The sequence below is a fragment of the Microbacterium lacticum genome (assembly GCF_006716815.1).
In the GTDB taxonomy this organism is placed as follows: Bacteria; Actinomycetota; Actinomycetes; order Actinomycetales; family Microbacteriaceae; genus Microbacterium; species Microbacterium lacticum.
In genome coordinates this window covers 353,648-379,537 of the sequence record NZ_VFPS01000002.1, presented here as the reverse complement: position 1 = coordinate 379,537, position 25,890 = coordinate 353,648, and the positions used below count along the sequence as shown (strand labels likewise).

Annotated in this window: 25 protein-coding genes and 1 pseudogene; 14 read left to right on the top strand and 12 right to left on the bottom strand. The window is 71.7% G+C overall.

Annotated elements, in window-relative coordinates:
* Nucleotides 1–18: 18 nt before the first annotated feature.
* The 5 genes from FHX68_RS07570 to FHX68_RS07550 all read left to right on the top strand — a co-directional run bounded on the left by FHX68_RS07570 (nt 19) and on the right by FHX68_RS07550 (nt 7,161).
* Nucleotides 19–1,647, top strand: a complete 1,629-nt coding sequence (locus FHX68_RS07570; RefSeq protein ID WP_141379817.1) for an SDR family oxidoreductase — start codon at nt 19–21, stop codon at nt 1,645–1,647.
* 9 nt (nt 1,648–1,656) lie between these two features.
* The gene (locus FHX68_RS07565) at nt 1,657–2,253 is read left to right on the top strand and encodes a GNAT family N-acetyltransferase (protein WP_141379818.1); all 597 of its coding nucleotides are present in this window, start codon (nt 1,657–1,659) and stop codon (nt 2,251–2,253) included.
* A gap of 76 nt (nt 2,254–2,329) precedes the next feature.
* Nucleotides 2,330–3,475: a hypothetical protein gene (locus FHX68_RS07560; RefSeq protein WP_174799084.1), complete on the top strand. Its 1,146-nt coding sequence runs from the start codon at nt 2,330–2,332 to the stop codon at nt 3,473–3,475.
* On the top strand, nt 3,462–6,107 hold the full coding sequence (locus FHX68_RS07555) for a multicopper oxidase domain-containing protein (RefSeq protein ID WP_141379819.1): 2,646 nt from the start codon (nt 3,462–3,464) through the stop codon (nt 6,105–6,107). The genes FHX68_RS07560 and FHX68_RS07555 overlap by 14 nt, the downstream gene beginning before the upstream one ends.
* The gene (locus tag FHX68_RS07550; RefSeq protein WP_170214197.1) at nt 6,094–7,161 is read left to right on the top strand and encodes a cytochrome P450; all 1,068 of its coding nucleotides are present in this window, start codon (nt 6,094–6,096) and stop codon (nt 7,159–7,161) included. Before FHX68_RS07555 ends, FHX68_RS07550 begins: the two co-directional genes overlap by 14 nt.
* A gap of 3 nt (nt 7,162–7,164) precedes the next feature.
* Here the strand turns inward: FHX68_RS07550 and narI are convergent, their stop codons facing one another.
* The 4 genes from narI to FHX68_RS07530 are packed head-to-tail and all read right to left on the bottom strand — an operon-like array spanning nt 7,165 to nt 14,070.
* On the bottom strand, nt 7,165–7,923 hold the full coding sequence (gene narI / locus FHX68_RS07545) for a respiratory nitrate reductase subunit gamma (RefSeq protein WP_141379820.1): 759 nt from the start codon (nt 7,921–7,923) through the stop codon (nt 7,165–7,167).
* Complete coding sequence (gene narJ / locus FHX68_RS07540; RefSeq protein WP_141379821.1) at nt 7,920–8,636, bottom strand: nitrate reductase molybdenum cofactor assembly chaperone; 717 nt, start codon at nt 8,634–8,636, stop codon at nt 7,920–7,922. Before narJ ends, narI begins: the two co-directional genes overlap by 4 nt.
* On the bottom strand, nt 8,633–10,327 hold the full coding sequence (narH, locus tag FHX68_RS07535) for a nitrate reductase subunit beta (RefSeq protein ID WP_141379822.1): 1,695 nt from the start codon (nt 10,325–10,327) through the stop codon (nt 8,633–8,635). The genes narJ and narH overlap by 4 nt, the downstream gene beginning before the upstream one ends.
* Nucleotides 10,327–14,070 (bottom strand): nitrate reductase subunit alpha, encoded by a 3,744-nt coding sequence (locus tag FHX68_RS07530; protein WP_141379823.1) that lies wholly within the window; start codon nt 14,068–14,070, stop codon nt 10,327–10,329. Before FHX68_RS07530 ends, narH begins: the two co-directional genes overlap by 1 nt.
* 192 nt (nt 14,071–14,262) lie before the next feature.
* Here FHX68_RS07530 and FHX68_RS07525 point away from each other — a divergent pair, with 192 nt between their 5' ends.
* A complete protein-coding gene (locus tag FHX68_RS07525; protein WP_280525015.1) occupies nt 14,263–15,489 on the top strand; it encodes a nitrate/nitrite transporter in 1,227 nt (408 codons plus the stop codon).
* Nucleotides 15,490–15,503: 14 nt separating this feature from the next.
* On the opposite strand, the gene FHX68_RS07520 is transcribed toward FHX68_RS07525, so the two are convergent.
* Entirely contained in the window at nt 15,504–16,121 is a 618-nt protein-coding gene (locus FHX68_RS07520; RefSeq protein ID WP_141379824.1) for a winged helix-turn-helix transcriptional regulator, read from the bottom strand.
* 72 nt (nt 16,122–16,193) lie between these two features.
* On the opposite strand from FHX68_RS07520, the gene FHX68_RS07515 reads away from it, so the two are divergent.
* Entirely contained in the window at nt 16,194–16,673 is a 480-nt protein-coding gene (locus FHX68_RS07515) for a MogA/MoaB family molybdenum cofactor biosynthesis protein (RefSeq protein ID WP_141379825.1), read from the top strand.
* On the top strand, nt 16,670–17,098 hold the full coding sequence (locus tag FHX68_RS07510; RefSeq protein WP_141379826.1) for a molybdenum cofactor biosynthesis protein MoaE: 429 nt from the start codon (nt 16,670–16,672) through the stop codon (nt 17,096–17,098). The genes FHX68_RS07515 and FHX68_RS07510 overlap by 4 nt, the downstream gene beginning before the upstream one ends.
* A 12-nt stretch (nt 17,099–17,110) precedes the next feature.
* On the opposite strand, the gene FHX68_RS07505 is transcribed toward FHX68_RS07510, so the two are convergent.
* Genes FHX68_RS07505 through FHX68_RS07480 form a run of 6 tightly spaced genes read right to left on the bottom strand, consistent with a single transcriptional unit; the run spans nt 17,111 to nt 21,050 of the window.
* Nucleotides 17,111–17,344, bottom strand: coding sequence for a MoaD/ThiS family protein (locus FHX68_RS07505; RefSeq protein ID WP_141379827.1), 234 nt, complete (start codon nt 17,342–17,344; stop codon nt 17,111–17,113).
* Nucleotides 17,344–17,634 (bottom strand): DUF6457 domain-containing protein, encoded by a 291-nt coding sequence (locus FHX68_RS07500; RefSeq protein WP_141379828.1) that lies wholly within the window; start codon nt 17,632–17,634, stop codon nt 17,344–17,346. The genes FHX68_RS07505 and FHX68_RS07500 overlap by 1 nt, the downstream gene beginning before the upstream one ends.
* Nucleotides 17,631–18,215 carry a molybdenum cofactor guanylyltransferase gene (mobA, locus tag FHX68_RS07495; protein ID WP_229661479.1) on the bottom strand — a complete coding sequence of 195 codons (585 nt, stop codon included), beginning with the start codon at nt 18,213–18,215 and terminating at the stop codon, nt 17,631–17,633. The genes FHX68_RS07500 and mobA overlap by 4 nt, the downstream gene beginning before the upstream one ends.
* Entirely contained in the window at nt 18,212–18,691 is a 480-nt protein-coding gene (gene moaC, locus FHX68_RS07490) for a cyclic pyranopterin monophosphate synthase MoaC (RefSeq protein ID WP_141379830.1), read from the bottom strand. Before moaC ends, mobA begins: the two co-directional genes overlap by 4 nt.
* A complete protein-coding gene (locus FHX68_RS07485; RefSeq protein WP_141379831.1) occupies nt 18,688–19,941 on the bottom strand; it encodes a molybdopterin molybdotransferase MoeA in 1,254 nt (417 codons plus the stop codon). Before FHX68_RS07485 ends, moaC begins: the two co-directional genes overlap by 4 nt.
* Nucleotides 19,938–21,050, bottom strand: a complete 1,113-nt coding sequence (locus FHX68_RS07480) for a ThiF family adenylyltransferase (RefSeq protein WP_229661480.1) — start codon at nt 21,048–21,050, stop codon at nt 19,938–19,940. Before FHX68_RS07480 ends, FHX68_RS07485 begins: the two co-directional genes overlap by 4 nt.
* Before the next feature lie 159 nt (nt 21,051–21,209).
* On the opposite strand from FHX68_RS07480, the gene FHX68_RS07475 reads away from it, so the two are divergent.
* The 4 genes from FHX68_RS07475 to FHX68_RS07460 all read left to right on the top strand — a co-directional run bounded on the left by FHX68_RS07475 (nt 21,210) and on the right by FHX68_RS07460 (nt 23,685).
* Entirely contained in the window at nt 21,210–21,602 is a 393-nt protein-coding gene (locus FHX68_RS07475; RefSeq protein ID WP_141379832.1) for a TOBE domain-containing protein, read from the top strand.
* A 3-nt stretch (nt 21,603–21,605) separates the two neighbouring features.
* Complete coding sequence (gene modA / locus FHX68_RS07470) at nt 21,606–22,403, top strand: molybdate ABC transporter substrate-binding protein (protein WP_141379833.1); 798 nt, start codon at nt 21,606–21,608, stop codon at nt 22,401–22,403.
* A 62-nt stretch (nt 22,404–22,465) separates the two neighbouring features.
* Nucleotides 22,466–23,257: an ABC transporter permease gene (locus FHX68_RS07465; RefSeq protein ID WP_141379834.1), complete on the top strand. Its 792-nt coding sequence runs from the start codon at nt 22,466–22,468 to the stop codon at nt 23,255–23,257.
* Nucleotides 23,254–23,685, top strand: coding sequence for an ATP-binding cassette domain-containing protein (locus tag FHX68_RS07460; protein WP_141920151.1), 432 nt, complete (start codon nt 23,254–23,256; stop codon nt 23,683–23,685). Before FHX68_RS07465 ends, FHX68_RS07460 begins: the two co-directional genes overlap by 4 nt.
* Here FHX68_RS07460 and FHX68_RS07455 read toward each other — a convergent pair.
* Complete coding sequence (locus FHX68_RS07455) at nt 23,682–25,034, bottom strand: ISL3 family transposase (protein ID WP_425325858.1); 1,353 nt, start codon at nt 25,032–25,034, stop codon at nt 23,682–23,684. The two genes, FHX68_RS07460 and FHX68_RS07455, sit on opposite strands and share 4 nt — an antisense overlap.
* Before the next feature lie 91 nt (nt 25,035–25,125).
* Here FHX68_RS07455 and FHX68_RS16345 point away from each other — a divergent pair.
* Nucleotides 25,126–25,194, top strand: a pseudogene (locus FHX68_RS16345) (hypothetical protein); the annotation flags it as partial.
* A 24-nt stretch (nt 25,195–25,218) separates the two neighbouring features.
* Nucleotides 25,219–25,818, top strand: a complete 600-nt coding sequence (locus tag FHX68_RS16140; protein ID WP_425325862.1) for an ATP-binding cassette domain-containing protein — start codon at nt 25,219–25,221, stop codon at nt 25,816–25,818.
* Nucleotides 25,819–25,890 lie beyond the last annotated feature (72 nt).

Sequence of the window (25,890 nt, the reverse complement as noted above, 5' to 3'; positions counted from 1 at the left end):
TCGTCGTACGCTCGCGGCATGACCGAGCAGTCGACCCCTACGGGGCGCGAAGAGGCCCTGCGCGCCGTCCCGCGCCCGGACGGCACGGCGCCGCGCGCGCTCGTGCTGGGCGCCACCGGCTACATCGGCGGCCGGCTCGTGCCGCGCCTGCTCGCCGCGGGCTACCGCGTGCGGGTGCTCGTGCGCGACCCCGCCCGCCTCGCCGCGTTCGACTGGGGCGATGAGGTCGAGGTCGTCGCCGGGTCGGCGACGGATGCCGCGGCGCTCGCCGAGGCCTCCGCGGACGTCGACGTGCTGTACTACCTCATCCACTCGATGGCGCAGGGGCGCGGATTCGAGCAGGCCGACCTCGCGGCGGCGCACGCCGTCGCCGACGCGGCGGCCGCGGCATCCGTGCACCGCATCGTCTACCTCGGGGGCCTCCACCCCGACGGGGCGCCGCTCAGTCCGCACCTGCGCTCGCGCGTCGAGGTGGGGGAGGTGTTCCTGCGCAGCGGCGTGCCGACCCTCGTGCTGCAGGCCGGCGTCGTGATCGGGTCGGGCTCGGCCTCGTTCGAGATGATCCGCCACCTGACCGACGTGCTGCCGTACATGCCAGCGCCGCGTTGGGTGCGCAACCGCATCCAGCCGATCGCCGTGCGCGACGTGCTGCACTACCTGCTCGGGGCGGCGCGCGTCGATCCGGATGTCAACCGGGCGGTCGACATCGGCGGCCCGGACGTGCTCCGCTACGGCCAGATGATGAACGGCTATGCGGTCGAGGCGGGCCTGCCGCAGCGGCCGATCGCCCCGCTGCCGGTGCTGACCCCCGGACTCGCCTCGCACTGGGTGAACGTCGTCACGCCGGTGCCGCGGTCGATCGCGCGCCCGCTCATCGCCTCGCTGCAGAACGAGTGCGTCGTGGACGACCATGCCGTCGACGAGCTCATCCCGCGCCCCGAGGGCGGCCTGACGTCGTATCGCAGCGCCGTCGCGCTCGCGCTCGGCCGCGTCGAAGCCGACACCGTCGAGACGAGCTGGCAGGATGCCGAGGTCACGGGCGTGCCCTCCGACCCGCTGCCGTCCGACCCCGACTGGGCGGGGCGCACCGTCTTCACCGACGTGCGGGTGGCCTCCACGACCGCCTCGCCGGAGCGCCTGTGGGCGGTGATCGAGGGGATCGGCGGCGACAATGGCTGGTACTCGGCGCCGCTCCTGTGGGCGGTGCGCGGGTGGATGGATCGCCTCGTGGGCGGCGTCGGCCTCGCCCGCGGACGACGCAGCCGCTCGCGGGTGGCCGTAGGCGACGTGATCGACTTCTGGCGCGTCGAGAAAGTCGAGCCGGGGCACCTGCTGCGCCTGCGCGCCGAGATGAAGGTGCCGGGCCTCGCCTGGCTCGACCTGGAGTGCGATCCCGCGCCGGGCGGGGACGCAGGTGGCGCGGGCTCGGCGCCGGGCGGCTCGCGGTATCGGCAACGGGCGGTGTTCTTCCCCGCCGGGCTCGCCGGACGGCTCTACTGGCTCGCCGTGCTGCCCTTCCACGGGTTCATCTTCCGCGGCATGGCGAACCGCATCACCGCGGCGGCCGAGGCGCCGGACTCGCCCGCGGCGACTGCGGCTTCCGAGGCATCCACGTCTTCCGGGGCATCCGCGTCCGACCGTTCATAGACTGGTCGGATGCCCCACATCCGTCCCTTCCGTTCCGGTGACGAGCCCGCGCTCGCGGAGGTCCGCCTGCGAACCGCCGACGCCGGCGCCGATGCCACCGGCATCCTCGTCGACGACGACCTGTGGGCGGCCGTGTTCGTGCTGCCGTACGTGGCGCGGCATCCCGATCTCGCATTCGTCGCCCTGACCGACGACGGCCGCGTCGCGGGGTACGTCGTCGGCACGGATGACACCCGCGCGTTCGAGGACTGGTTCGCCACCGAGTGGTGGCCGCGGTTCGCGCAGCGCTGGCCGCGCCCCGTTGCGGCGGTGACCCGCCAGGACGGCATCCTGACGTACGCCTACGGGCGCCGCGCCGGGGCCGAGCCGTTCGGTGACAGCTATCCCGCGCACCTGCACATCGACCTGCTGCCCGAACTGCAGGGGCAGGGCGTCGGCCGCGAACTCATCGAAACCCTCATCGCGGCACTGCAGGCACGCGGCGTCACCGGCCTGCACCTGGCCGCCGACGTGCGCAACACCGGCGCGATCGCGTTCTACCCGCGGCCCGGGTTCACCCGCATCCCCTCGCACGACGATGTCGTCGCGTTCGCCCGGGAGCTGTAGCCGCCGGAGCCAAACGCCGGAGATAACCACGGTCATCTTCGGCCCGCCGCCGCGCCCAGGGGCCTACCGTCGGAGTATGGACACCTCCGCGCGCCGCCGCACCTGGCCGCGCCTGCTGCTGGTGATCCCCGCCGCGGGGTTGCTCGTGCTGGGCCTCGTCGCGGGGCTGCTGCTCATGGGCGTCGCGCTGCCGATCGTCAGCGCGCGGCTGCCCGAACTGCACTCGGCGCTCATGGTGTTCGGGTTCGTCGGCACTCTCATCAGCCTCGAACGCGCCGTCGCGCTTCGCGCGGCGTGGGCCTATGCCGCGCCCGCACTGCTCGCGGCGGGTACGATCCTCGCGCTCACGCCGGTGCCGGTCATCGCCGGCCAGGCCGCGATCGCCGTCGGTATGGCGGTGCATGCGCTGCAGTACCGCGCGATCTGGGCGCGCCAGCCGATGACGGCGACCGCGATCCAGGGACTCGGCGCCGTGACGGGGCTCGTCGCGGCGGTCGTGTGGTGCGCCGGCGTTCCCGCTCCGCGGCTCGTGCCGCTGCTTGCGGTCTTCCTCATCCTCACGATCACGGGCGAGCGGCTCGAGCTCGCCCGCATCGCGGCTCCCGGCATCCGCGCCGAACGCCTCTTGTTCGCCTTGTCGCTCGCGCTGTCGGCGGTCGCCATCCTGAGTCTCACGACCCCCGTGGTCGCGGTGCCGGTGGCAGGCATCCTGTTGCTGGGCGTCGTCGCGTGGCTGCTGCGGTACGACGTCGCCCGTGCGACGGTGCGGATGCCGGGGCTGCCGCGGTACGTCGCGGTATGCCTGCTCGCGGGCTACGCGTGGCTCGCTGTCGCGGGTGCCGGGTGGTTGCTGGGCGGCGCGCGCACCGAAGGAGTCATCTACGACGCCACGACGCACGCGGTCTTCCTCGGGTTCGTGATCACGATGATCATGGCGCACGCGCCCGTCATCCTCCCGGCCGTCCTTGGCGTGCGGATCCCGTACCACGTCGCGCTGTACGTGCCGGTCGCCCTCCTGCAACTGTCGCTGCTTGTGCGCGTCGTCGTCGGCGACGCGTGGGGTCTGACGCTCGGGCTGCGAGCCGGTGGCATCGGCGCCGCCGTCGCGATCCTCGGATTCGGCGTGACGGTCGTCGTCGTCTTGCTGCGGGCCGGCCGCGCCGCCCGCGCCGCGCGCACTGCCCCCACACGTGAAAGGAGCCGCGGTCGTGTCCCGGCGTAACTGGTATCTGCTGACCAACGCGGTCGTGCTCACGTGGATCGTGCTGACGGTCGTCGCCGTGACGATCCACCGATTCGTGTCGCAGCCGATGTGGCTCATGGTGCACGTGCCGCTGCTGGGCGCCGTGACGGCGGCGATCCTCATCTGGTCGCAGCATTTCTCCGACACGCTGCTGCGGCGTGAGGCGCCGGCGGGCCGTGCCGGACTCGGCATCCGATTGGGCCTGCATACGGTCGGCGCGGGCCTTGTCGTGGCGGGCGTGCTCGCGGCATCCGTCCCGCTCGTGATCGTCGGCGCGTCGGTCGTCGCCGCCGCGATCCTCGCGCACGCCGTCGTGCTGTTCCTGCAATTGCGCCGTGCGCTGCCGTCGCGGTTCGGGTCGCTCGTGCGGTACTACGTCGCGGCGGCCGTCGTGTTCCTCGGCGGCATCGCGATCGGCGCCACGATGAGCGCCGCGGGCGACCCCGACCTCACCGACCGGCTCGTGACGGCGCACCTCGTGCTCAACGCCTACGGCTGGATCGGCCTGACCGCACTCGGCACGCTCGTGCTGCTGTTCCCGACCGTGCTGCACGCGCGTATGGCAGACACGGCGGATGCCGGGGCACGATTCGCCCTGCCCGTGCTCATCGCGGGGCTCGTCGTCGCGGCATCCGGACCCCTCCTCGACCTGCGCCTGCTCGTGACCCTGGGCATGGCGATGTGGATCGTCGGGGCGGCCCGCATCGGCATCGAGGGCTGGCGGCAGGCGCGCAGCATGCCGCCGGGCACCTTCGCCGGCTGGAGTCTCGCGGCCGCGTACGGCTGGGTCGTCGTCGCGGCGGTATGCCTTGCGGTGATCGCCGCGCTCAGTCCCGACTGGGTGACGCTGCGCGAGAGCTACCTCATGGTGCTCGGTCCCCTCGTCGCCGGGTTCGCGGTGCAGTTGCTGACCGGAGCGATGAGCTATCTGCTGCCTGTCGTCGCGCTCGGCAGCCCCGCCGCCGCCAAAGCGGGTGCCGAGGTGCTCGATCGCGGCGCCGCGTTCCGCGTCACGGCGTTCAACGGTGCGATCGTGCTGTACCTGCTGCCGATGCCGTCGGTCGCGCGCGTGCTGCTGTCGTTCGTGGCGGCCGGGGTCGTCATCGCGTTCCTGGTCCTCGCGATCCGCGCGATCGTCGTGGGGCGCCGCGTGCGCCGTGCCGAGGGCGACAGCCCCGACCGCAGCGGGCGGGTCGGCCTCGGAGTGCCCGTGGCGGCCGCTCCCACGGCGCCCCCGCGCCGTGTCGGCATGGTCGCGGCCGCCTTCACGGTGCTCGCGCTGTGCGTCGCCGGGGGAGTCGCCGCTGACCCCGCCGCCGTCGGCATCTCAACGGCAGCCGGGGGCGACGTCACGGCATCCGGCGAGGTCACCGAGATCACGGTCGAGGTGTCGGGTATGCGTTTCACGCCCGCCGAGATCGAGGTGCCGTACGGCGACGCGCTCGTCGTGACGTTCCACAACACCGGCACCGACGTGCACGACCTCACCTTCGCCAACGGCGTGCGCACGCAGCGGCTCGCCCCGGGCGAGAGCGAGACGGTCGAGGTCGGCCTCATCGGCGCCGACATGGCCGGCTGGTGCTCGATCGCGGGGCACCGCCAGATGGGTATGGAGCTGACCGTCGTCGTGACGGGCGCACCCGCGGGTGGCACCGGCGGCAGCGCCGGCACGGCTTCCGGAAGCGGCTCGATGTCGGGCCACGACCACGGCAGCACGACGGGCGCTGCCTCGGCCGCCGACGACATCGACCTCGAGGCCGAGCCCGACGCCGACTTCGAGCCCTGGCCGGCCGCGCTGGCCCCGGCATCCACCGACACGGTCCATCGCATCACCCTCGACGTGAGCGAGGAGGAGGTCGAGGTGGCCCCCGGGGTCGCGCAGACGCGGTGGATGTTCGGCGGCAGCGCGCCCGGGCCCGTCATCCGCGGGAAGATCGGCGACCGCTTCGAGATCACGCTCGTCAACGATGGGTCGATCGGGCACTCGATCGACTTCCACGCGGGCGCACTCGCACCCGACGCGCCCATGCGGACGATCCAGCCGGGGGAGACCCTCACCTACCGCTTCACCGCGACGCAGGCGGGCATCTGGATGTACCACTGCTCGACGATGCCGATGTCGATGCACATCGCGAACGGCATGTTCGGCGCCGTCATCATCGACCCTCCCGACCTCGCCCCCGTCGACCGCGAGTACGTGCTCGTGCAGGGCGAGCTGTACCTCGGCCCGCAGGGCGAGACGGCCGACGCCGACCGCATCGCGACGCAGCTTCCCGACCTCGTGACCTTCAACGGGTACGCGAACCAGTACGCGTACCGCCCGCTGACGGCGGCCGTGGGCGAGCGCGTGCGCATCTGGACCCTGGATGCCGGACCCAACACGCCCTCGTCGTTCCACATCGTCGGCGGCCAGTTCGACACGGTCTACTTCGAGGGCGCGTACACGCTGCGCCCCGGAGACGCCGGCGGATCGCAGGCGCTCGCGATGCAGCCCGCGCAGGGCGGCTTCGTCGAGCTGTCGTTCCCCGAGGCGGGGAACTATCCTTTCGTCACGCACATCATGAGCGACGCCGAGAAGGGGGCGAAGGGGATCTTCCATGTCGACGACTGACCGCGTGCATCTCGATCAGAAGGGCCGCCTCGTCATCGGCGACCATGCTGAAGTCGTCCGCCTCGCGCACGACCCGGAGACCTTCTCGAGCATCGTCTCGCGCCACCTGCAGGTGCCCAACGGGCTCGACGGGGCGGCGCACGCCGAGATGCGCCACCTGCTCGACCCGTTCATGGATGCCGACGCCGTCGCCCAGCTGCTGCCCGAGCTCGAGCGCATCGCCGCCGACCTCGTCGCCCGGCTCGACGCCGCCGATGCGCCCTTCGGCGCCGTTGCCGACCTCGGTGCGCGCTTCGCCGTGCGCGCCCAGTCGGCGTGGCTCGGATGGCTGCCCGAGTGGGAGGAGCCGCTGCTGCAGTGGGTCGCCGACAACCGCGTCGCATCGCGCACGGGGCACCCGCGGGCGACCGCCGAGATCGCCGACCGGTTCGACGCCATCATCCGGGAGCTGCTGCGACGGCGTCGGGAGCATCCGCGCGACGATGTCACCACCCGGCTGATGGGGCTGCGGCACAGTGACGGCTCGGCGCTGCGCGACGACGAGCTCGTGTCGATACTGCGCAACGTCACGGGCGGCGACCTGGGCTCGCTCGCCCTGTGCACCGGCGTCATCGTGCACTGGCTCGCCGTGCACCCGGAGCATCAGGATCATCTCGCGGCGGCATCCGACGCCGACCTCGACGCCGCGATCGACGAGATCCTGCGCGCCGACGACCCGTTCGTCTCCAACCGACGCCGCGTCACGCGACAGACCGAGGTCGGCGGCTGCCCCGTGCACGCCGGCCAGATCGTCGTGCTCGACTGGCGCGCCGCCAACCGCGACCCGGCCGTCTTCGTGGAACCCGACGCCTTCGACCCTGCCGCGCACGCCGCCGCGAACCTCGTCTACGGCACCGGCCCGCACGTGTGCCCGGGACGCCTGCTCGCGACCGGCGAGCTGCGCGTGCTCGTGCGGGCGCTGCTCACGGCGGGCCGCATCGAGCCGGCGGGCGACCCGGAGCGTGAGCAGGCACCCGTCGCCGGCTTCCGCGCGGTGCCCGTCCGGCTGGTCTAGAACCTAGAGCTTGTGCAGGCGCTCGGGGTCGGGGGCCTTCACCGGGTCCCAGCCGCGGCGGGCGGGGCGCGCGCCGCGCTCGGCATCCCGCGAGCGGTACACGACGTAGGGACGGAACAGGTAGCCCACCGGCGCGGAGAAGACGTGCACGAGCCGTGTGAACGGCCACAGCGCGAACAGGGCGAACGCCGTCAGGATGTGCAGCTGGAACAGCAGCGGCACCTCGGCCATCAGCTCGACCTGCGGTTGGAACAGGAAGATGCTGCGGATCCACGGCGAGATCGTCTCGCGGTAGTGGAATCCGCCGCCGAACACCTGGTACACGACCGTCGCGGCGGTGCCGAACAGTAGCGTCGCCCCGAGGAAGACGTACATGACCTTGTCCATCGTGGTCGTCGCGAGGAACACGGGGCCGACGGTACGCCGGCGGTAGATCAGGATCGCGAGCCCCGCAAGCGTCAGCACGGCGGCGAACGTCCCGAGCACGGTCGCGCCGATGTGGTACATCTCCTCGTTGATGCCGATCGCGTACAGCCATTCGCGGGGGATGAACAGTCCGACGACGTGACCCGCGATGACCATGAGGATGCCGAAGTGGAACATCGGCGACCCCCAGCGCAGCAGCCGGTTCTCGTACGTCTGGCTCGACCGGGTGGTCCAGCCGAACTTGTCGTAGCGGTAGCGCCAGATGTGCCCGACGACGAACACCGCGATCGAGGCGTACGGGATCGCGACCCAGAGGATCATCTGCAGCGTGGTCATGGTGCCTCCTGCGAGACGGGACGGAAGGGCGGAAGCTGCCCCAGGAAGCTGAGGCCCACCGTCTCGGTGGGCGGCCCCTCGTTGATGAGGTCGAGGTAGCGCTCGCGGGTCGCGGCGTCGATGGGGGGAAGCGACTGCGTGACGGTGCGCACGACGAGCGCCCACGGGCTCGACATGCCCTCGAGCGCGGCGCGCAGTACCTCGATGCCCTCGCGGTGCGAGGCGAGCAGCGCGCCGGCGATCTGAGCATCGGCGGTCGCGGCGTCGGCGCGGGCCGAGAACTCCAGCACCGCCGGCAGGAAGTCGGGCAGGTCGTCCGCGTCGAACTCCCACCCCGCGGCGCGGTACGCCTCGAGGAACGTGACCAGCGCGACGCCGCGGCGGCGCGTGTCGCCGGTCGCGTAGTAGCTCAGGTACAGGCTGCACTTGCGCTTGAGGTCGAATGTGACCACGTAGCGCCGCTGCCATTCCGCCTCGCCGGCCGCTTCGGCCTGATCGACGAAGGATGTCAGGGGTTCCGAGATCGCGGACGGAAGCGCGTCGATGTGCGGACGCAGGGCGGGCAGGCGCCCGAACCACGCGGCATCGGGGTAGTCGAGCAGGAGCGACGCGAGCATGTGGGTGGCGGCGCGGTCGACGGCCGACAGCCGCAGGGCGGGCACCTCGGGGGGCAGGGCGCGGCGCGGGGTGACGCGGGGCAGGACGGAGCTCATGGGCCGCCCTCACCCGCGCCCTGGTTCTTGTCCTTGCCCTTGCCGGTCTCGCGCACCGCCGTCATCGAGGTCGGCGGGAAGAGCCCGTCGGCGTTGCCGTTGCCGTCCCAGTTGAGCAGGTTGACGCGCCCGGGCGACGACGGTCGGTCGGCGGTCTGCCGGTCGGCGAGGATGTGGAAGTTCTCCACCGCGACGGGCACGCTCGGACCGCTCGAGGAGCCGAACGGACCGGCGCCGCCCATGCCGGGGCCCCCGTCGAAGTCGAGCGAGCACGCCATCTCCTCGAGGGCGTGAGCCTGCTCCGTGTGCGCCGAGGGGATGACGTAGCGCTCCTCGTACTTCGCGATCGCGAGCAGCCGGTACATCTCCTCGACCTCGGTGCCGCTCATGCCGACCGCCCGTGCGATGCGCTCGTCGCGCTCGTCGTCGAGGTTCACGCCGCGCATGTACGAGCGCATCGCGGCGAGGCGGCGCAGGGCAAGGTCGACGGGGGCGATGTCGCCCGCCGTGAAGAGCTCGGCGAGGTAGCCGATCGGGATCCGCAGCTTGTCGATGGCGGCGAACAGGGTCCGCGCGTCCTCGCCGTCGTTGCCCGAGCCGGTCACGACGTCGACGACGGGGGAGAGCGGCGGGATGTACCAGACCATCGGCATGGTGCGGTATTCGGGGTGCAGCGGCAGGGCGACCTGGTACTGCATGAGCTTCCAGATCGGGCTGCGCTGTGCGGCCTCGATCCAGTCCTCGGGGATGTCGCCCGCGCGTGCCGCCTCGATGACGGCGGGGTCGAACGGGTCGAGGATGATGTCGCGCTGCGCCCGCAGCAGCGCCTTGTCGTCCTCGACGGCCGCCGCCTGCGCCACCCGGTCGGCGTCGTACAACACGATGCCGAGATAGCGCAGCCGCCCGACGCAGGTCTCCGAGCACACGGTGGGCAGGCCCACCTCGATGCGCGGGTAGCACATCGTGCACTTCTCGGCCTTGCCGGTGCGGTGGTTGAAGTAGACCTTCTTGTACGGGCATCCCGACACGCACATGCGCCAGCCGCGGCACTGGTCCTGATCGACGAGCACGATGCCGTCCTCGGCGCGCTTGTACATCGCGCCCGACGGGCACGAGGCGACGCACGAGGGGTTCAGGCAGTGCTCGCAGATGCGCGGCAGGTAGAACATGAAGGCCTTCTCGAACTCGGCCTTCACCTCTTCGCTCATCTTCTTGAGGATCGGGTCGTCCTGCATCGTCTCGAGCGAACCGCCGAGGTCGTCGTCCCAGTTGGCCGACCACGAGATCTTCATGTCCTCGCCGGTGAGCAGGCTCTTCGGCCGAGCGACGGGCGTCTGTTGCCCCTTCGGGGCGTTGAGCAGCATGTCGTAGTCGTAGGTCCACGGCTCGTAGTAGTCGTGGATCTCGGGCAGCTTCGGGTTCGAGAAGATGCGCGCGAGCTTCGACAGCCGGCCACCGCTGCGCAGCTTCAGGCGGCCGCGCTTGGTGCGCACCCAGCCGCCGCCCCACTTCTCCTGGTCCTCGTACGTGCGGGGGTAGCCCACGCCGGGGCGCGTCTCGACGTTGTTGAACCAGACGTACTCGACGCCGGTGCGGTTGGTCCACGCCTGCTTGCACGTGACCGAGCACGTGTGGCATCCGATGCATTTGTCGAGATTCATGATCATCGACATCTGAGCCATGACCTTCATCAGTACTCCACCTCCTGGCTGCGGCGGCGGATCTGCGTGATCTCGTCGCGCTGGTTGCCGGTCGGACCCAGGTAGTTGAACGCCCATGCGAGCTGCGCGTAGCCGCCGATCAGATGGCTCGGTTTCAGCAGGATGCGGGTGAGCGAGTTGTGGATGCCGCCGCGCAGGCCGCTGGTCTCGGCGATCGGCACATCTACCGTGCGGTCCTTCGCGTGGTACATGTACACCGTTCCCTCGGGCATGCGGTGCGAGACGATCGCGCGGGCGACGACGACGCCGTTGCGGTTGTACGACTCGATCCACTCGTTGTCGCGGACGCCGATCTTCGCGGCATCCTGCGTGCTCATCCAGATCGTGGGGCCGCCGCGGCTCAGCGACAGCATGAACAGGTTGTCCTGGTACTCGGAGTGGATCGACCACTTCGAGTGGGGAGTAAGGTAGCGCACCGTCACCTCGGTCTGCCCGGCGGCGCCCGGCCCCGCGATGCGCTTGGTCGTGCCGACCTTCTCGGAGTCGAAGAGGCGGTGCATGTCCAGCGGCGGTCGGAACACGGGCAGGCTCTCGCCGAGCTCGCTCATCCAGTCGTGGTCGAGGTAGAAGTGCTGGCGGCCGGTCAGGGTGTGCCACGGCTTCAGGTGCTCGACGTTGATCGCGAACGCGGTGTAGCGACGGCCGCCGTGCTCGGAGCCCGACCACTCCGGCGAGGTGATGACGCTGCGCGGCTGCACCTGAACGTCCTGGAAGGTGATGCGCGAGCCCTCGTGGTCTTCGGCGAGCTGCGCGATGCGCTGGCCCGTCTTCTTCTCCAGTTCGCGGAAGCCCTGCACGGCGAGGCGGCCGTTGCTCGTCCCCGAGAAGGCGAGGATCATCTCGCACGCCTTCTTGTCGGTGTCCAGCAGCACGCTGCCGGTGTACGGGCCCGACTGCACGACGCCGTTCTTCTGCTTCAGCTGCTCGATCTCGCGGTCGGGGTGGTACGTGATCGCCTTCGTCGTCATGCCGAGCTTGGCCGTCAGCGGGCCGAGGGACTTCCACCTCTCGTAGAGGTTGGGGTAGTCGCGTTCGACGACGATGAGCTTGGCCATCGTCACGCCCGGTACGAGCGGCGCGTCCTCGGGGACGGTGCCGTGCGGGGTCGCCATGGCGTCGGGGGTGTCGTGCTGCAGCGGCGAGGCCACGACGTCCTTGCGGACGCCCAGGTGCACCGCCGCGTACTCGCTGAATTTCTCGGCGAGCGCCCCGAACAGATCGAAGTCGGTGCGCGTCTGCCACGGCGGGTTGATCGCCGGCGTGAACGCGTGGATGAAGGGGTGCATGTCGGTCGAGGACAGGTCGTACTTCTCGTACCAGGTCGCCGCCGGCAGCACGAGGTCGCTGAACAGCGTCGTCGAGGTCATGCGGAAGTCCGCCGTCATCAGCAGGTCGAGCTTGCCTTCGGGTGCGTTCTCGTGCCACACCATGTCCCGCGGGCGCGACCCCTCGGGCGACTCGGGCGCGCGGACGGCCGAGTCGGTGCCGAGCAGGTGCTTGAGGAAGTACTCGTTGCCCTTGCCCGACGAGCCCAGCACGTTGGCTCGCCAGATGGAGATGACGCGCGGGAAGTTCTCCGGGGCGTCGGGGTCTTCGACCGCGTAGTGCAGCGACCCGTCGGTGAGGGCGTCGACGATGTGCGCGGCGGGCTCTTTGCCGGCCGCCTCGGCCTCGTCGCACAGGTCGAGCGGGTTGCGCGAGAAGGTCGGGTAGGCAGGCATCCATCCCCGCTTGACCGACTCGACGAGGCAGTCCGCCGTCGTCCGGTCCTCGAACTGGCCGCGGGCGAGCGGAGAGGCCAGGGCGGATGCCGGCAGGCCGTCGTAGCGCCATTGGTCACTCGCGAGGTACCAGAACGCCGTGCCGATGTTCTGCCGGGGCGGGCGGTTCCAGTCGGCGGCCGTCGCGTACTGCGAGTAGCCGGTGATGGGGCGCACCTTCTCCTGCCCCACGTAGTGCGCCCAGCCGCCGCCGTTGACGCCCTGGCATCCGGTCATCGTCGTCAGCGCCAGGAACGTGCGATAGATCGTGTCGGAGTGGAACCAGTGGTTGGTGCCCGCTCCCATGAGGATCATCGAGCGGCCGCCCGAGCGCTCGGCGTTGTCGGCGAACTCGCGGCCGATGCGCGCGGCCTGCGCCGCGGGCACGTTCGTGAGCTCTTCCTGCCACGCGGGCGTGCCGGGCGTGGTCGGGTCGTCGTAGCCGGTCGGCCACTGGCCCGGCAGTCCGTCGCGCGCGACGCCGTACTGCGCGAGCAGCAGGTCGAACACGGTCGTGACGAGGCGGCCGGCGACGCGGCGCACGGGCACGCCGCGGGTGACGGTGCCCGTCCCGCCGGCGTGCGCCTCGTCCTCGCCGCCGGGCGTGACGTCGAAGCGGGGGAGGACGATCTCGACCGATTCGGTCGTGTCGTCGAGGTCGAGCAGCGACAGGGGCGGCACGACGCCCTCGAGGTCGAGGTTCCACCGCCCCTCGTCCTCGGGCGTGAAGCGGTGGCCGAGAGACCCGTTCGGAACGACGGGGGTGCCGTTCTGATCGAGCAGGACGGTCTTGAAGTCGGCACGCGGGACGGCGGCATCCTCGCCGCCCAGGTCGCTCGCGGTGAGGAACTTGCCGGGGACCAGACCCGACGGGTGCTCCTCGAGCGCGACGAGGTAGGGCGCGTCGCTGAAGCGGCGCATATAGTCCTCGAAGGGCGCGGTGCGGCGCTGCACGAAGAACTCCGTGAGGATGACGTGACCCATCGCCATCGCGAGCGCGGCGTCGGTGCCCGGGTGCGGTGCGACCCACTCGTCGGCGAACTTCGTGTTGTCGGTGTAGTCGGGTGAGACCGTGACCACCTTCTGGCCGCGGTAGCGCGCCTCGGCCATGAAGTGCGCGTCGGGCGTGCGCGTGACGGGTACGTTCGAGCCCCACATCATGAGGTACCCGGCGTTCCACCAGTCGGCGGACTCGGGGACGTCGGTCTGGTCGCCGAACACCTGCGGGCTCGCGACGGGGAGGTCGGCGTACCAGTCGTAGAAGGACAGGATCGTGCCGCCGACGAGGTTCAGGAACCGGGCCCCGGCACCGTGGCTGACCATCGACATCGCGGGGATCGGCGAGAACCCGGCGACCCGGTCCGGGCCGTACTCCTTGACGGTGTACACGTGTGCGGCGGCGGCAATCTCCATCGCCTCGTCCCACGTCGTGCGCAGCAGGCCGCCCTTGCCGCGGGCGCTCTTGTAGGCGCGCGACTTCTCGGGATCCTCGACGATCGAGGCCCACGCGTCGACGGGGTCGGGATGCGTGCGCTTGGCGTCGCGGTACAGCTCGGCGAGCGTGTCGCGGATGTACGGATACCGCACGCGCGTGGGGGAGTAGGTGTACCAACTGAACGCGGCGCCGCGGGGGCATCCGCGCGGTTCGTACTCGGGCGAGTCGGGGCCGACGGACGGGTAGTCGGTCTGCTGCGTCTCCCACGTGATGATGCCGTCCTTGACGTACACCTTCCACGAGCACGACCCCGTGCAGTTCACGCCGTGCGTCGAACGGACGACCTTGTCGTGCGCCCAGCGGTCGCGGTAGAAGACGTCGCCGCCGCGCCCACCCTCGAGGAAGACCGCCCGCAGATCGGGGCTCGTCTCGCCGCGGCGCAGGAACCTGCCCATCGTCAGCAGGGTGTCGGCCAGCGGCCCGTCCGTCGCGGGAGTCGTGCGGATCTGGGGCGTCATCGGTCCTCCTGGCTGCCGGTGTCACCCCAGTATCGACAGAAATCCCCGGGGCGAGCGCGTGCTTCACCGTATTTAATCGCGACTGAAGGTTGGTCACTATGGGGACACGGCGATCCGCGTGAATTTCAACGGTGAACCTCTGTGGCGCGCCCTGTTCGTGGGTCTACCGTGAGCGTGACGATTGGAGTCGCCGTGACAACGAAGGTCCCCGACGCGCCGCCGGCCGCCGATCCCCGCCTGAAAGGCGGGCTCGGCCAGGTCATCCTGGCCACGCTCGCCTCGACAGCGGGCTTCTGGGCCTGGATGGCCATCGCTCCGCTGCAGAACATCTACGCGGAGAAGATGGGCCTCGACCAGGGGCAGGTCTCGCTCATGCTCGCGACACCCGTCCTCGTCGGTGCGCTCGGCCGCATCGTCGTCGGCGCCCTCACCGACCGATTCGGCGGGCGGAAGATGTTCACGGGGGTCCTGTTGGCGGCGGTCCCCGCTGTGCTGCTCGTGGCGCTGGCCGGATCGATCGGCAGCTTCTGGCTGCTCGTGGTCGCGGGGTTTCTGCTCGGCATCGCCGGCACGATCTTCGCCGTCGGCATCCCCTTCTCCAGCGCGTGGTTCCCGCCCGCGCGGCGCGGCTTCGCGAACGGCATCTTCGGCATGGGCATGATCGGCACGGCGGTATCGGCCTTCGCCACGCCGCGCCTCGCGCAGAGCATCGGCTACTTTCCGACCCATCTGCTGATCGCCGGTGTCCTCGTCGTCATGGCCGCACTCGTCTGGTTCTTCCTGCGCGAATCGCCTGCCTGGCAGCCGAGCCGACAGCCCCTCGTGCCGAAGGTGAAGGGCGCCCTCAAGCTCGCCGTCACGTGGCAGATGTCGTTCCTCTACGCGATCGTCTTCGGCGGCTTCGTCGCGTTCTCGACGTACCTGCCGAAGTACCTGGTGACCATCTATCCGGACGACGTGGATGCCGTCGGCGCCGGCACGCGCACGGCGCTGTTCGCCGCGGTCGCCGTCATCGCCCGCCCGATCGGCGGTGTGCTCGCCGACAAGTTCGGGCCGAAGATCATCTCGCTGGTGTCTCTCGCCGGGATCGTCGCGGCGGCGTACGTCGTCGGGCAGCAGCCACCTGAGGGGGTGCTCACCGGGTTCGTGTTCCTCTTGATGGCATTCGCCATGGGCCTCGGCATGGGCGCCGTGTTCGCGTGGGTCGGCCCGTCCACCCCGCCCGACAAGGTCGGCGCCGTCACGGGTGTCGTCGCCGCGGCCGGGGGCCTGGGTGGCTACTTCCCGCCGCTCGTGATGGGTGCGACCTACCACGCCGAGACGAACTCGTACGCGCTCGGCCTGTGGCTGCTGGTGCTCGTCGGGGCTGCGGCGCTCGTCGTGGCCGGCATGCTGCGCGACGCGCGACCGGCGAAATAAGCGCGGGGCGCGCTTCAGGCGTCAGCGGGGCGCAGGCGCAACAGCAGCTCGCACTGGTGGTCGGTCACCAGGGGGAGCAGGCGGTCGACCTCGAGGGGGCCCTCGGCGCGGTCGAGCACGTCGCGGATGAGGCCCTCGTGCACGCGGCACACGGCGTGCCCTTGCTCGGCGACGAGCGTGTGGAACCGGCACGGCGACAGCGCGACCTCGAGGTTCTTCTCGTCGAGATCGGGTTCGAGCCCCAACTCGTCGAGGTGCTCGTAGAGCGCGTCGAGCTGGTGCATGGCATCCTCATCGAGCTCGGGCGCTTCGGATGCCATGATGCGGCGTAGCAGGTCGCCGTGGCGCTTCGCTTGGTCGACGCGGCGCTGCGCCATCTCGTTGTCGGTCGTCGCGCGCACGGGGAAGTACACGGCCGGCGGGCGTCCGCGGGTGGGCCGGCGCTCGGTCTCGCTGCGGATGATCCCCTCGGCGATCAGCACGCGCACGTGGTCACGCAGGGTGTTCGCATGAAGGCCGGTCTCTTCGGAGAGCTCGGCGAGCGAGATGCCGGGACGCTCCATCACGAGGTACGCGACCTCGAGGCGGCTGGCTTGTGCCAGTCCGCGGTGGGCGTGCATCGGGCGGGGCATGCTTCATTATCCGTCGGATTCTCCCGTGCCGGGGCCGGACGGGGCCTGGTCGGCGCGGCGTAGGCTGGCGATGTGTCGACCCCCGCCGCCGTCATCACCGTCTCGGACCGCTCTGCCGCGGGCATCCGTGCCGATGCGGCGGGCCCCATCGCGGTCGCGGCGCTGCGTGATGCGGGCTTCGACTGCGCCGAACCGGTCGTCACGCCGGACGGGGCGGATGCCGTGCAGAGTGCGCTGCAGGCGGCGCTCGCCGCAGGGGCACGCCTGATCGTGACGACGGGTGGCACGGGCCTGTCGCCGCGTGATCAGACTCCCGAAGGCACGGCGCGCGTGCTCGAGCGCCTCGTTCCGGGGATCGCGGAAGAGCTGCGCCGGCTCGGCGCCGCCGCGAAGCCTGCCGGCATGCTGTCGCGGGGCCTTGCCGGTGTCGTGGGAGACGCCCTCGTCGTCAACCTGCCCGGGTCGCCCGCCGCCGTCGCCGACGGGATGCCCGTGATCCTGGCCGTCGCGGCGCACGTCCTCGACCAACTCCAGGGAGGAGACCACTCATGACCGCGATACGCATCGCCCGGATCAGCGACACCCCACTCGACATCGCGGCGCACCTCGCCGCCGTCGAAGACCGCGCAATGGGTGCCGTGGCATCCTTCGTCGGCACCGTCCGCGATCACGACCCGGAGGCTGCGGGCACCGTCGTCGCGCTCGAGTACTCCGCCCACCCCGATGCCGAGGCGACGCTGCACGACATCGCCCTCGCCGCGATCTCGACGCGCCGCGCCGCGGTCGCCGTGAGCCATCGCATCGGGCGCCTCGAGGTCGGAGATGCCGCGGTGGTGATCGCCGTCGCGACGCCGCACCGAGATGAGGCGTTCACAATCTGTCGCGAGATCATCGAGGCGATCAAGCGCGAGCTTCCGGTGTGGAAGCGTCAGCTCACCGACGACGGCGCCGCGACCTGGAAGGGCATCGGCGGGTAACGGGTCGCCCGCTCAGCCGCCCGCGAACGGCGGCAGCACGTCGACGGTCGCGTCGATTGCCAGCACCGTGTCATCGCCGACGCGGCGGCCGCCGACGAGCACGGCGCATCGCGTGAGGATGCGCCCGAGCGCCGGGTACTCCGCCGTCAGCGCGCGGCGCAAGGTCGCGACATCGGGTTCGACGCGGTGCTCTTCGGCGCGGCCGGCGAACTCCTCCGCGGCGGCGAAATAGCGCACGCGGGCCATCAGGTCGCGTCCTCGGCAGACCGCTGCGCCCACTGCGCGGCAAGCTCGACGACGGCGGCGACGGCTGCCTCGGCGTCGGCGGGAGTGCCGCCTGCGCGCCCCGCGACCAGGCCTGCGACGAACGCGCTGAACGGCGCGGCCGGTCGGGCGACATCGTGCGCGACGTCGCGCGCGAGGTCGAGGATCAGCGGGATCGGCAGATCTTCGGATGCCAGGCCGAACCGCTCGCGCAGGGCGGCGGCCCACTCGTCGAGCGCCTCGGGCGGCAGGGTGCGGGAGCTGTCGCTCATCGTGTCTCCTCCAGTCGGGCGCGGGCCTGGGAGAGATCCTCCCACGTGTCCACGTCCTGCGTCTCGGGGTCGGGGGCTGCGATCACGGCTATCGCCGCGTCATCGAGCAGCGCGCGCATCGAGGCATCCTGCCCCTTGTTCGGCAGCGCGTCGGCACCGCGGCGGAGAGCCGCCGTGCGGTACAGGCCGATGAGCCACTGCGGGCGACTGTCTGCCGCCGACAGGCACACGCCGTCGGTCTCGCGGGGCAGTAGGGGGCGTGCGTCAGCGAGGCGGGATGCCGCGGCGACGGCTTCGGGCAGATCGCACGCGAGCAGGTACGTCCACTCGGGGTCTTCACTCCAGGTCGCGAGTGCGGCGACGGCGGCGGCGGCGGGTCCGCCGAATGGGGGGTCTTCCCTCGCCCACGCGACGCCCGCGACACCGGGCACCGGGTCGCCGACGACCGTGATCGGGTCGGCGCCCGCGACGGCGTCGACGGCGCGCTGCAGCAGCGTCGTACCGGCGAGGGCGAACAGCGTCTTGTCGGCTCCGCCGACACGCGACGCGCGGCCACCCGCCAGCAGGATCGCGCCGGTCACTGCTCGGCGCCCTCCCGCACCCAGTCGCCGCTCTTGCCGCCGGTCTTGGCGATGAGGCGCACGTTCTCGATCGACGTGCCCTTGTCGAGCGCCTTGACCATGTCGACGATCGCGAGGGCGGCGACCGAGACCGATGTCAGCGCCTCCATCTCGACGCCCGTGCGGTCGGCCGTGCGGACGGTCGCCGTGATCTCGACGCCCTCATCTGCGATCTCGAGGTCGACGGTGCAGCCGTGCACGCCGATGACGTGCGCGAGCGGCAGCAGTTCGGGGGTGCGCTTGGCCGCCTGGATGCCCGAGATGCGCGCCACGGCGAGCACATCGCCCTTGGGCACCGACCCGTCGCGCAGCGCCGCGACGACGTGCGGGGCGCACCGCACGAACCCGCGCGCGGTCGCCGCGCGGACCGTCGGCTGCTTGTCGGTCACGTCGACCATGCGGGCGTGACCTGCGGCATCCAGGTGCGTGAAGCTCATGCGTCCCATCCTTCCAGCAGCCACACGTCGACCTCATCGCCGACCGCGACGGCATCGACCTCGGCGGGGACGATCGCGACGGCCCGAGCCTGACCGAGCCCGCCGGCGAGGTGCGAACCGGACCCGCCGGCGGTGGCGGGGCGCACCGACCACGCCGCGTCCGTGTCGACGACGGCGGGAAGATACTGGCGCCGACCGGGCGGCGTGCGCCACGCGACGGATGCCGGCAGGCGCAGCACCGGCCGGTGGATCGCCGTGCGCCCCTGCAGTGCGAGGAGCGCGGGCCGGACGAACACCTCGAACGAGATCGCGGCGCTCACCGGGTTTCCAGGCAGGCCGAACAGCAGCGCCGAGTGCCCGTCGGCGACCGGCAGCACACCGAATCCCTGCGGTTTGCCCGGCTGCATGCCCACGCGCGAGAATGTCATCGTCGCCGAAAGTTCGTTGCGGACGACTTCGAACGCACCCGCGCTGACCCCGCCCGAGAACACGATGACGTCGACGGATGCCGCGGCGCACGCGTCGACGACATCGCGCAGCGCGCCACCTTCGTCGTCGACGCTCGTGCGGCCGTCGACCTCGGCACCGGCGGCTTCGGCCATCGCCGCCAGCAGCACGCTGTTGGACTCGGGGATCTGTCCGCGGCGCAGGGGCGCGCCGGCCTCGACGAGTTCGCTGCCGGTCGAGACGATCGCAACGCGCGGGCGGCGGGAGACGACGACGTCCGTGATGCCCGCGGCGGCGATCGCGCCCAGCTGCAGCGGCCCGAGCAGGGTGCCCGGGCCGAGCACCGGATCGCCCGCGCGCAGGTCTTCGCCCGCGCGGCGGATGTGCGCGGCCGGGCGCGGCGCCCGCAGCACGGTCGTCTGGGTCAGCGAGTCGGCGAGGCCGCCGACGGTGTCTTCGAACGGGACGATCGCGTCGGCGTCGGCCGGGACGGGCGAGCCCGTCATGATGCGTGCGGCCTCGCCGGGGGCCAGGATCGGGTCGGCGTCGCTGCCGGCGGGGATGTCGGCGACGACGCGCAGCGTGACGGGGTGGTCTGCCGAGGCATCCGCGACATCGGCGTGACGGACGGCGAACCCATCCATCGCGGAGTTGTCGAACACGGGGATGTCGACGGTGGCGCGTGCCGTCTCGCGCACGGTCATCCCGCGCGCGTCCGCGACGGCGCGCGTCTCGACGGGCAGCGGGTGCACCGCCGCGAGCACGTCGCCCAGGTGCTCTTCGACGGTGCGGTGCCCGCTCATGCGCGCTGCCATCGCGCCAGGCCGCCGGTGAGGATCGACGCGTCGATGCCGCGGGTCTGCAGCACCTCTGCCGCGGTGCGGGCACGGATGCCGTGCGCGCAGATGACGACGACGGGCCCGTCGTCGTCGCGGTGCTCGTCGAGCAGGCCCGGGTCGTCGAGGAAGTCGCCGAGCGGGATCACGACCGACCCCGCAACGATGCCCGACTCGGTCTCCCACGGTTCGCGCACGTCAAGCAGGGTCGCCCCGGCCTCCTGCGCGGCGAGCATCTCGCCCGCCGTCAGTTCGGCGATCTCGGGTGGGGCGGCGGCTGCCATCGGCGCAGCGGTGACGGGCGCGGCATCCGCCGCTGCGAGTGGCACCTCACGCTGGGTGCCGCTGAGCGCATCGATCACGACGACGCGGCCCAGCAGCGGTTCGCCGAGCCCCGCGATGAGCTTGATCGTCTCGATCGCCATGAGCCCGCCGACCTGCAGGCACAGGGCGCCGAGCACCCCGACGACGGCGCACGAGGGCGGTTCGCCGACGGCATCCGGCGGGTGGAGATCCGACAGGCGCACCGCCGGCACACCTTCGGGCGGCGCGCTCCAGAACACCGTCACCTGGGCGTGGAACTCCTGCAGCACGCCCCACACGAGCGGCACGCCGAGCGCTTCGGTCGCGGCCGCGACGAGGCCGCGGGTCGCGAAACTGTCGCTGCCGTCCACGACGATGTCGGCACCGGCGAGCAGGCGCTGCGCGTTGTCTGCCGTCAGGCGCTCGCGCACCGCGATCACGGTCGTCTCGGGGGAGAGGCCGGCGGCGGCGCGGACGGCGGAGGCGACCTTGTCGGCCCCGACGTCGGCGTGGCGGTGCAGCACCTGGCGCTGCAGGTTCGAGGCATCCACGACGTCGTCGTCGATGACGGTGAGCGTCCCGACCCCGGCGGCCGACAGCGCGAGGATGACCGGAGATCCGAGCCCGCCCGCGCCGATCACCGCCACGTGCGCCGCGGCCAGGCGGCGTTGGCCCGTCTCGCCGAGCCCCCGCAGCGAGGCGTGCCGCGCGGTGCGCGCGCGCTCGGCGTCGCTCAGTGCGGCGACAGGCTCGACCAGAGGTGGCAGGGGCACCGTTCCAGCGTAGGCCGCACCGGGGGCGGCAGTGGCCGGGATGCCGTGAGTATTCGCGGCGGCGCGGCGCGGGGCATCCGGCACCGCGTTTCGCACTGCACCCGCATCTGCGGAATAAGCACGCTCATCTGCTCCGCATCTGCGCGATAGTGTCGACGCATGGATACCTTCCGCATTGCCGAAGCCGCGCGGCTGCTCGGTGTCAGCGACGACACCGTGCGCCGATGGGTCGATCACGGCACGCTGCCGACGACGGGGGATTCGCCCACGCGGATCCCCGGCGACGCGCTCGCTGCACGCGCTGTCGAGCTCGCCCACGCCGCCAAAGACCCGACCGATGTGCTCTCGAGCGCGCGCAACCGGTTCGTCGGCATCGTGACCCGTGTGCAGGTCGACGGGGTGATGGCGCAGGTCGACATCCAGGCCGGCCCGCACCGCGTCGTCTCGCTCATGTCGGCCGAAGCCGTGCGCGAGCTCGGGCTCGAACCGGGCTCGCTCGCCGTCGCCGTCGTCAAAGCCACCACCGTCATCGTCGAAACCCCGACGGACTGATCTATGCGCACTCTCCGATTCGCGGTTGCGGCCGCCGCCCTGCTGCTGCTCACCGGCTGCTCCACCGCTGCCTCTGACGCCGACCCGACCGCGACATCGGATGCCTCCGCGAGCGCCGAGCCGCAGCTCGAGGGCGAGCTGACCGTCTTCGCGGCCGCGTCACTGAAGACCGCGTTCGACGAGCTCGCGACACAGTTCGAGGCCGAGAACCCCGGTGTGACGGTCAACCCGATCAGCTACGACGGCTCGTCGACCCTCGCGACGCAGATCATCGAGGGCGCGAGCGTCGATGTGTTCGCATCGGCCGACGAGAAGAACATGCAGAAGGTCGTCGACGCAGACCTTGCGACCGACCCCGAGCTGTTCGCCACGAACGTGCTGACCCTCGTCACGCCGGTCGGCAGCCCCGGTGGTGTGACGGGCCCCGCCGACCTCGCGAACGCCGACCTCACGGTCGTGCTGTGCGCCACCGAAGTGCCGTGCGGCGCGGCGTCCGCAACGCTGCTCGAGAACGCCGGCGTCACCGCGAGCGTCGACAGCTACGAGCAGAACGTCACCGCCGTGCTGACGAAGGTCGCGAGCGGCGAAGCCGACGCGGGCCTGGTCTACATCACCGAGGCCGCGACGACCGACGAGGTCGAGACCGTCGACACCGAAGCGGCGGATGCCGTCGTCAACCGCTACCCGATCGTCGCCCTGACCGGCGCCCCCGATTCCGAGGTCGCCGCCGCGTTCGTGGCCTTCGTGCTCAGCGACACCGGTCGCTCGGTGCTCAGCGGACTGGGCTTCGGCGCTCCTTGAGTCACACCGTGAGCGGCCGGCCGAGCGCCCTCGCGCGGCGCGGGCGGGGGGAGAGCGGATTCATGCCGCAGATCCTCCTCGTTCCCGCGCTGCTCGGGCTGGCGCTGCTGGTCGTGCCGCTCGGGGCGCTCGTCGCCCGCGTCGAGTGGACGACGCTGGGGGCCGACATCACCTCACCCGAGGCGTTGTCGGCCCTCGGCCTGTCGCTCGCGACGGCGCTTGTCGCGACCGCTATGTGCCTGCTGATGGGCGTGCCGCTCGCGCTGCTGATCGCCCGCTCGGGCGGACGCACCGCGTCGGTGCTGCGTGCGATCGTCACGGTGCCGCTCGTGTTGCCGCCCATGGTCGGTGGTGTCGCGCTGCTGTTCCTGTTCGGCCGCAACGGCGCCCTCGGGCAGCTGTTGCTCGAGTTCGGCGTCCGCATCCCGTTCACGACGACCGCCGTCGTGCTCGCCCAGACGTTCGTCGCGATGCCGTTCCTCGTCCTCGCGCTCGAGGGGGCGCTGCGCTCGACGGGAGCCGAATACGAGCGTGCCGCCGCGGCGCTCGGCGCGGGCCGCTGGCGCATTCTCGGGCAGGTCACGCTGCCCCTGGCCGCTCCCGGGCTCGTCTCGGGTGTCGTGCTGTGCTTCGCGCGCGCCGTCGGAGAGTTCGGCGCGACGGCGCTATTCGCCGGTAACGCGCCGGGAGTCACGCAGACGATGCCGCTCGCGATCTACACCGCCTTCAACGGCGCCGGCGTCTCGCAGGGCACGGCCGTCGCGCTGTCGCTGCTGCTGCTCGTCACAGCGATCGCGGTGCTGCTGCTCGTGCGCGCGTGGCGGCCCGGCAACGTCGCGGGAGGCATCCGGTGAGCGGGCTCGAGGTCACAGCCGTCGTCGACCGCGGCGCGTACCGGCTCGACGTCGAACTCGCGGTCGCCGCGGGGGAGACCGTCGCGGTGCTCGGGCCCAGCGGCGCGGGCAAGTCGACGCTGCTCGACGTCATCGCGGGCCTGGCCGGCGTCACCGAGGGGCATGTGCGTGTCGGTGGTCGGGAGCTCACCTCGCCGCGGCAGGTCGTCGCGCCGCAGCGCCGCGGCGTCGTGCTGCTGCGACAGGACCCGCACCTGTTCCCGCACCTCACGGCGCGCGAGAACATCGCGTTCGGACTGCGGGCACGCGGCACGGCGAAAACGGATGCCCTTGCCGAAGCCGACGAGTGGCTCACGCAGGTGGGGCTCGCAGATGTGCAGGCGGGCGACCGTCGCCCCCGCGAGCTTTCCGGGCTCTTCGGACTTTAGGTGGGGGTGGTGGGGTCGAGGCCGCCGGCGATGAGGAGCATGCGGAGTCGGTAGTTGTCGTAGTTGCGGAAGCCGCGGGCGACGCGGCGGGCGAGTTCGATGAGGCCGTTCACGGCCTCGGTGCCGCCGTTGGATGACCGGTCGGTATCCCAGTAGGACAGGAACGCGGCCCGCCACTGACGCAGGGTGCGGCCGAGTCGGGCGATCTCGGGGATCGGGCAGGTCGGGAGCGATTCGAGCACGTGCTCGGCGATCTTGCGCCCGGTGGCGAGGTCGGCATGCCGGTAGGCGTCGCGGAGTTGCTGCGCGGCCTGCCAGGCGACGTCGACCTCGACGTGCTCCTCGCGCTGCGTGAACGCGGCATCGAGCCGGGCCTTCTGCCGGTCGGTGAGTCGTTCCTGCCCGGCGCGGAGGATGTTGCGGATCCCGTAGAGCGCATCACCTCTGCGTCCGCGGTGCCCGAGGGTGTCTTGCTGGACGCGGCGGCGGACCTCATCGACCGCGGTGGTGCCGAGCTTGACGACGTGGAACGCGTCGAGCACCGCGACGGTATCGTCGAGCTCGTCGTCGAGGGCCTTCTTGTAGCCGGCGAACGGGTCCAGCGTCGCGACCTGCACCCCGTCGCGGAACTCCTGCCCGCGCTCTTGCAGCCAGTCGGCGTAGGCCTTCGCGCTGCGCCCGGGCACGAGGTCCAGCAGGCGGGCCCTCACCCGCCCGGACGCATCGCGCGACAGGTCGACCATCCCGGTCAGTTCCTTCGGACCCCGCCCGCCATCGGCGACGGGTCTGGTGGACACGTGGTGCCAGAGGTGCTCGTCGACGCCGAGCGTGGTGACCCCGTCGAAGCGGGACCCGTCCGCGGCGCGCGTCTCGAGCACCGGCCTGACGTGTCGCCAGACCGTGCGCCACGACACCCCGAGCTGGCGGGCGACGCCCTGCACCGACGCGTTCTCCCTCCGCATCTGCCCCACCGCCCAGATCACCGCTCGGGCCGTGAGCTTGGCGCGAGGCGCGGCGACCAGAGCGTTCTGCTCGGTGAACGACTCCCTCGGGCACGCCTCATCAGCGCACCGGAACCTGCGCTTGCGCCACCGGACCCGCACCGCAGCGGCGCTCATCGGCGCATCGACCAGCACGAGCGCCTTCCGGCCCCGCGACTCGGCGACCTGCCCGCACCCCGGGCACCCGACCGGCCCCGGCGGGGACTCGACGTCGATCAGGAGCACGCCGTCGCGGCAGCGCTCGACAGCCACCACGTGCAGCCCGCCGAGGCCGACGAGCACATCGCAGCGATCACAGTAGACAGCAGAAGACGGGCACGCAGCGGCGCACCCCGTAGCATCGGGCACGGGTCGAGGTCTCCGAACGGAAAGGAAGCTTGATCGCTACCGATCCTCGGGGCCTCGACCCGCCCCACCCCGTCACCACGCGGCCCCGCACATCACCCACCCCCACCTAAAGTCCGAAGAGCCGCTTTCCGGCGGGCAGCAGCAACGCGTCGCGCTCGCGCGCGCGCTCGCGACGCGGCCCGACGTGCTGCTGCTCGACGAGCCGCTGACGGCGCTCGATGCCGAGACGGCGTCGGGCGTGCGGGCACTGCTCGCCGAGCGCCTGGCGGCGACGGGCACGACGACCGTCATCGTGACGCACGACGCCGTCGATGCTGTCGCGCTCGCCGGTGACATCGTGCTGCTCGAGGACGGCCGGGTCACACAGACAGGGCCTGTGCGCGCTGTGTTCGCGGCGCCGGCGACGCCCTTCGGGGCTGCGGTCGCGGGCGTCAACCGGGTAGCCGGAGAGATTTCGGACGGTGTGTGGTCGGCGGGTGCGCTGCGGGTCGCGGTGACTCGCCGCACTGCCGGCACCGCCGGTAGGCCCGAGCCCGCCGTCGCATTGTTCCCGCCGTCGGCCGTGGGGATCGAGCCGGCGGCGGGAACGGAACCTGCCGGCCCCGGTGCACCGGTCGCGCGCATCGCGCGGCTGGAGCAGACGCCCGCGGGCGTCCGCGTGCACACGACCGAGCCGGCGCTCGCCGCCGACGTGTCGGTCGAGACGGTCGCCGAGCGTGGTCTCGCCGTCGGCGCGGCGGTGCGGCTGTCGGTGCCGCCCGAGGCGGTGCGCCTGCTGGCGTGACAGCGGGCCGGAGCGCCGAGTCGTGCCGGGCCGAATGTCGGGCCGGAGGAAATACCCCGGTCGTGGCGGGGC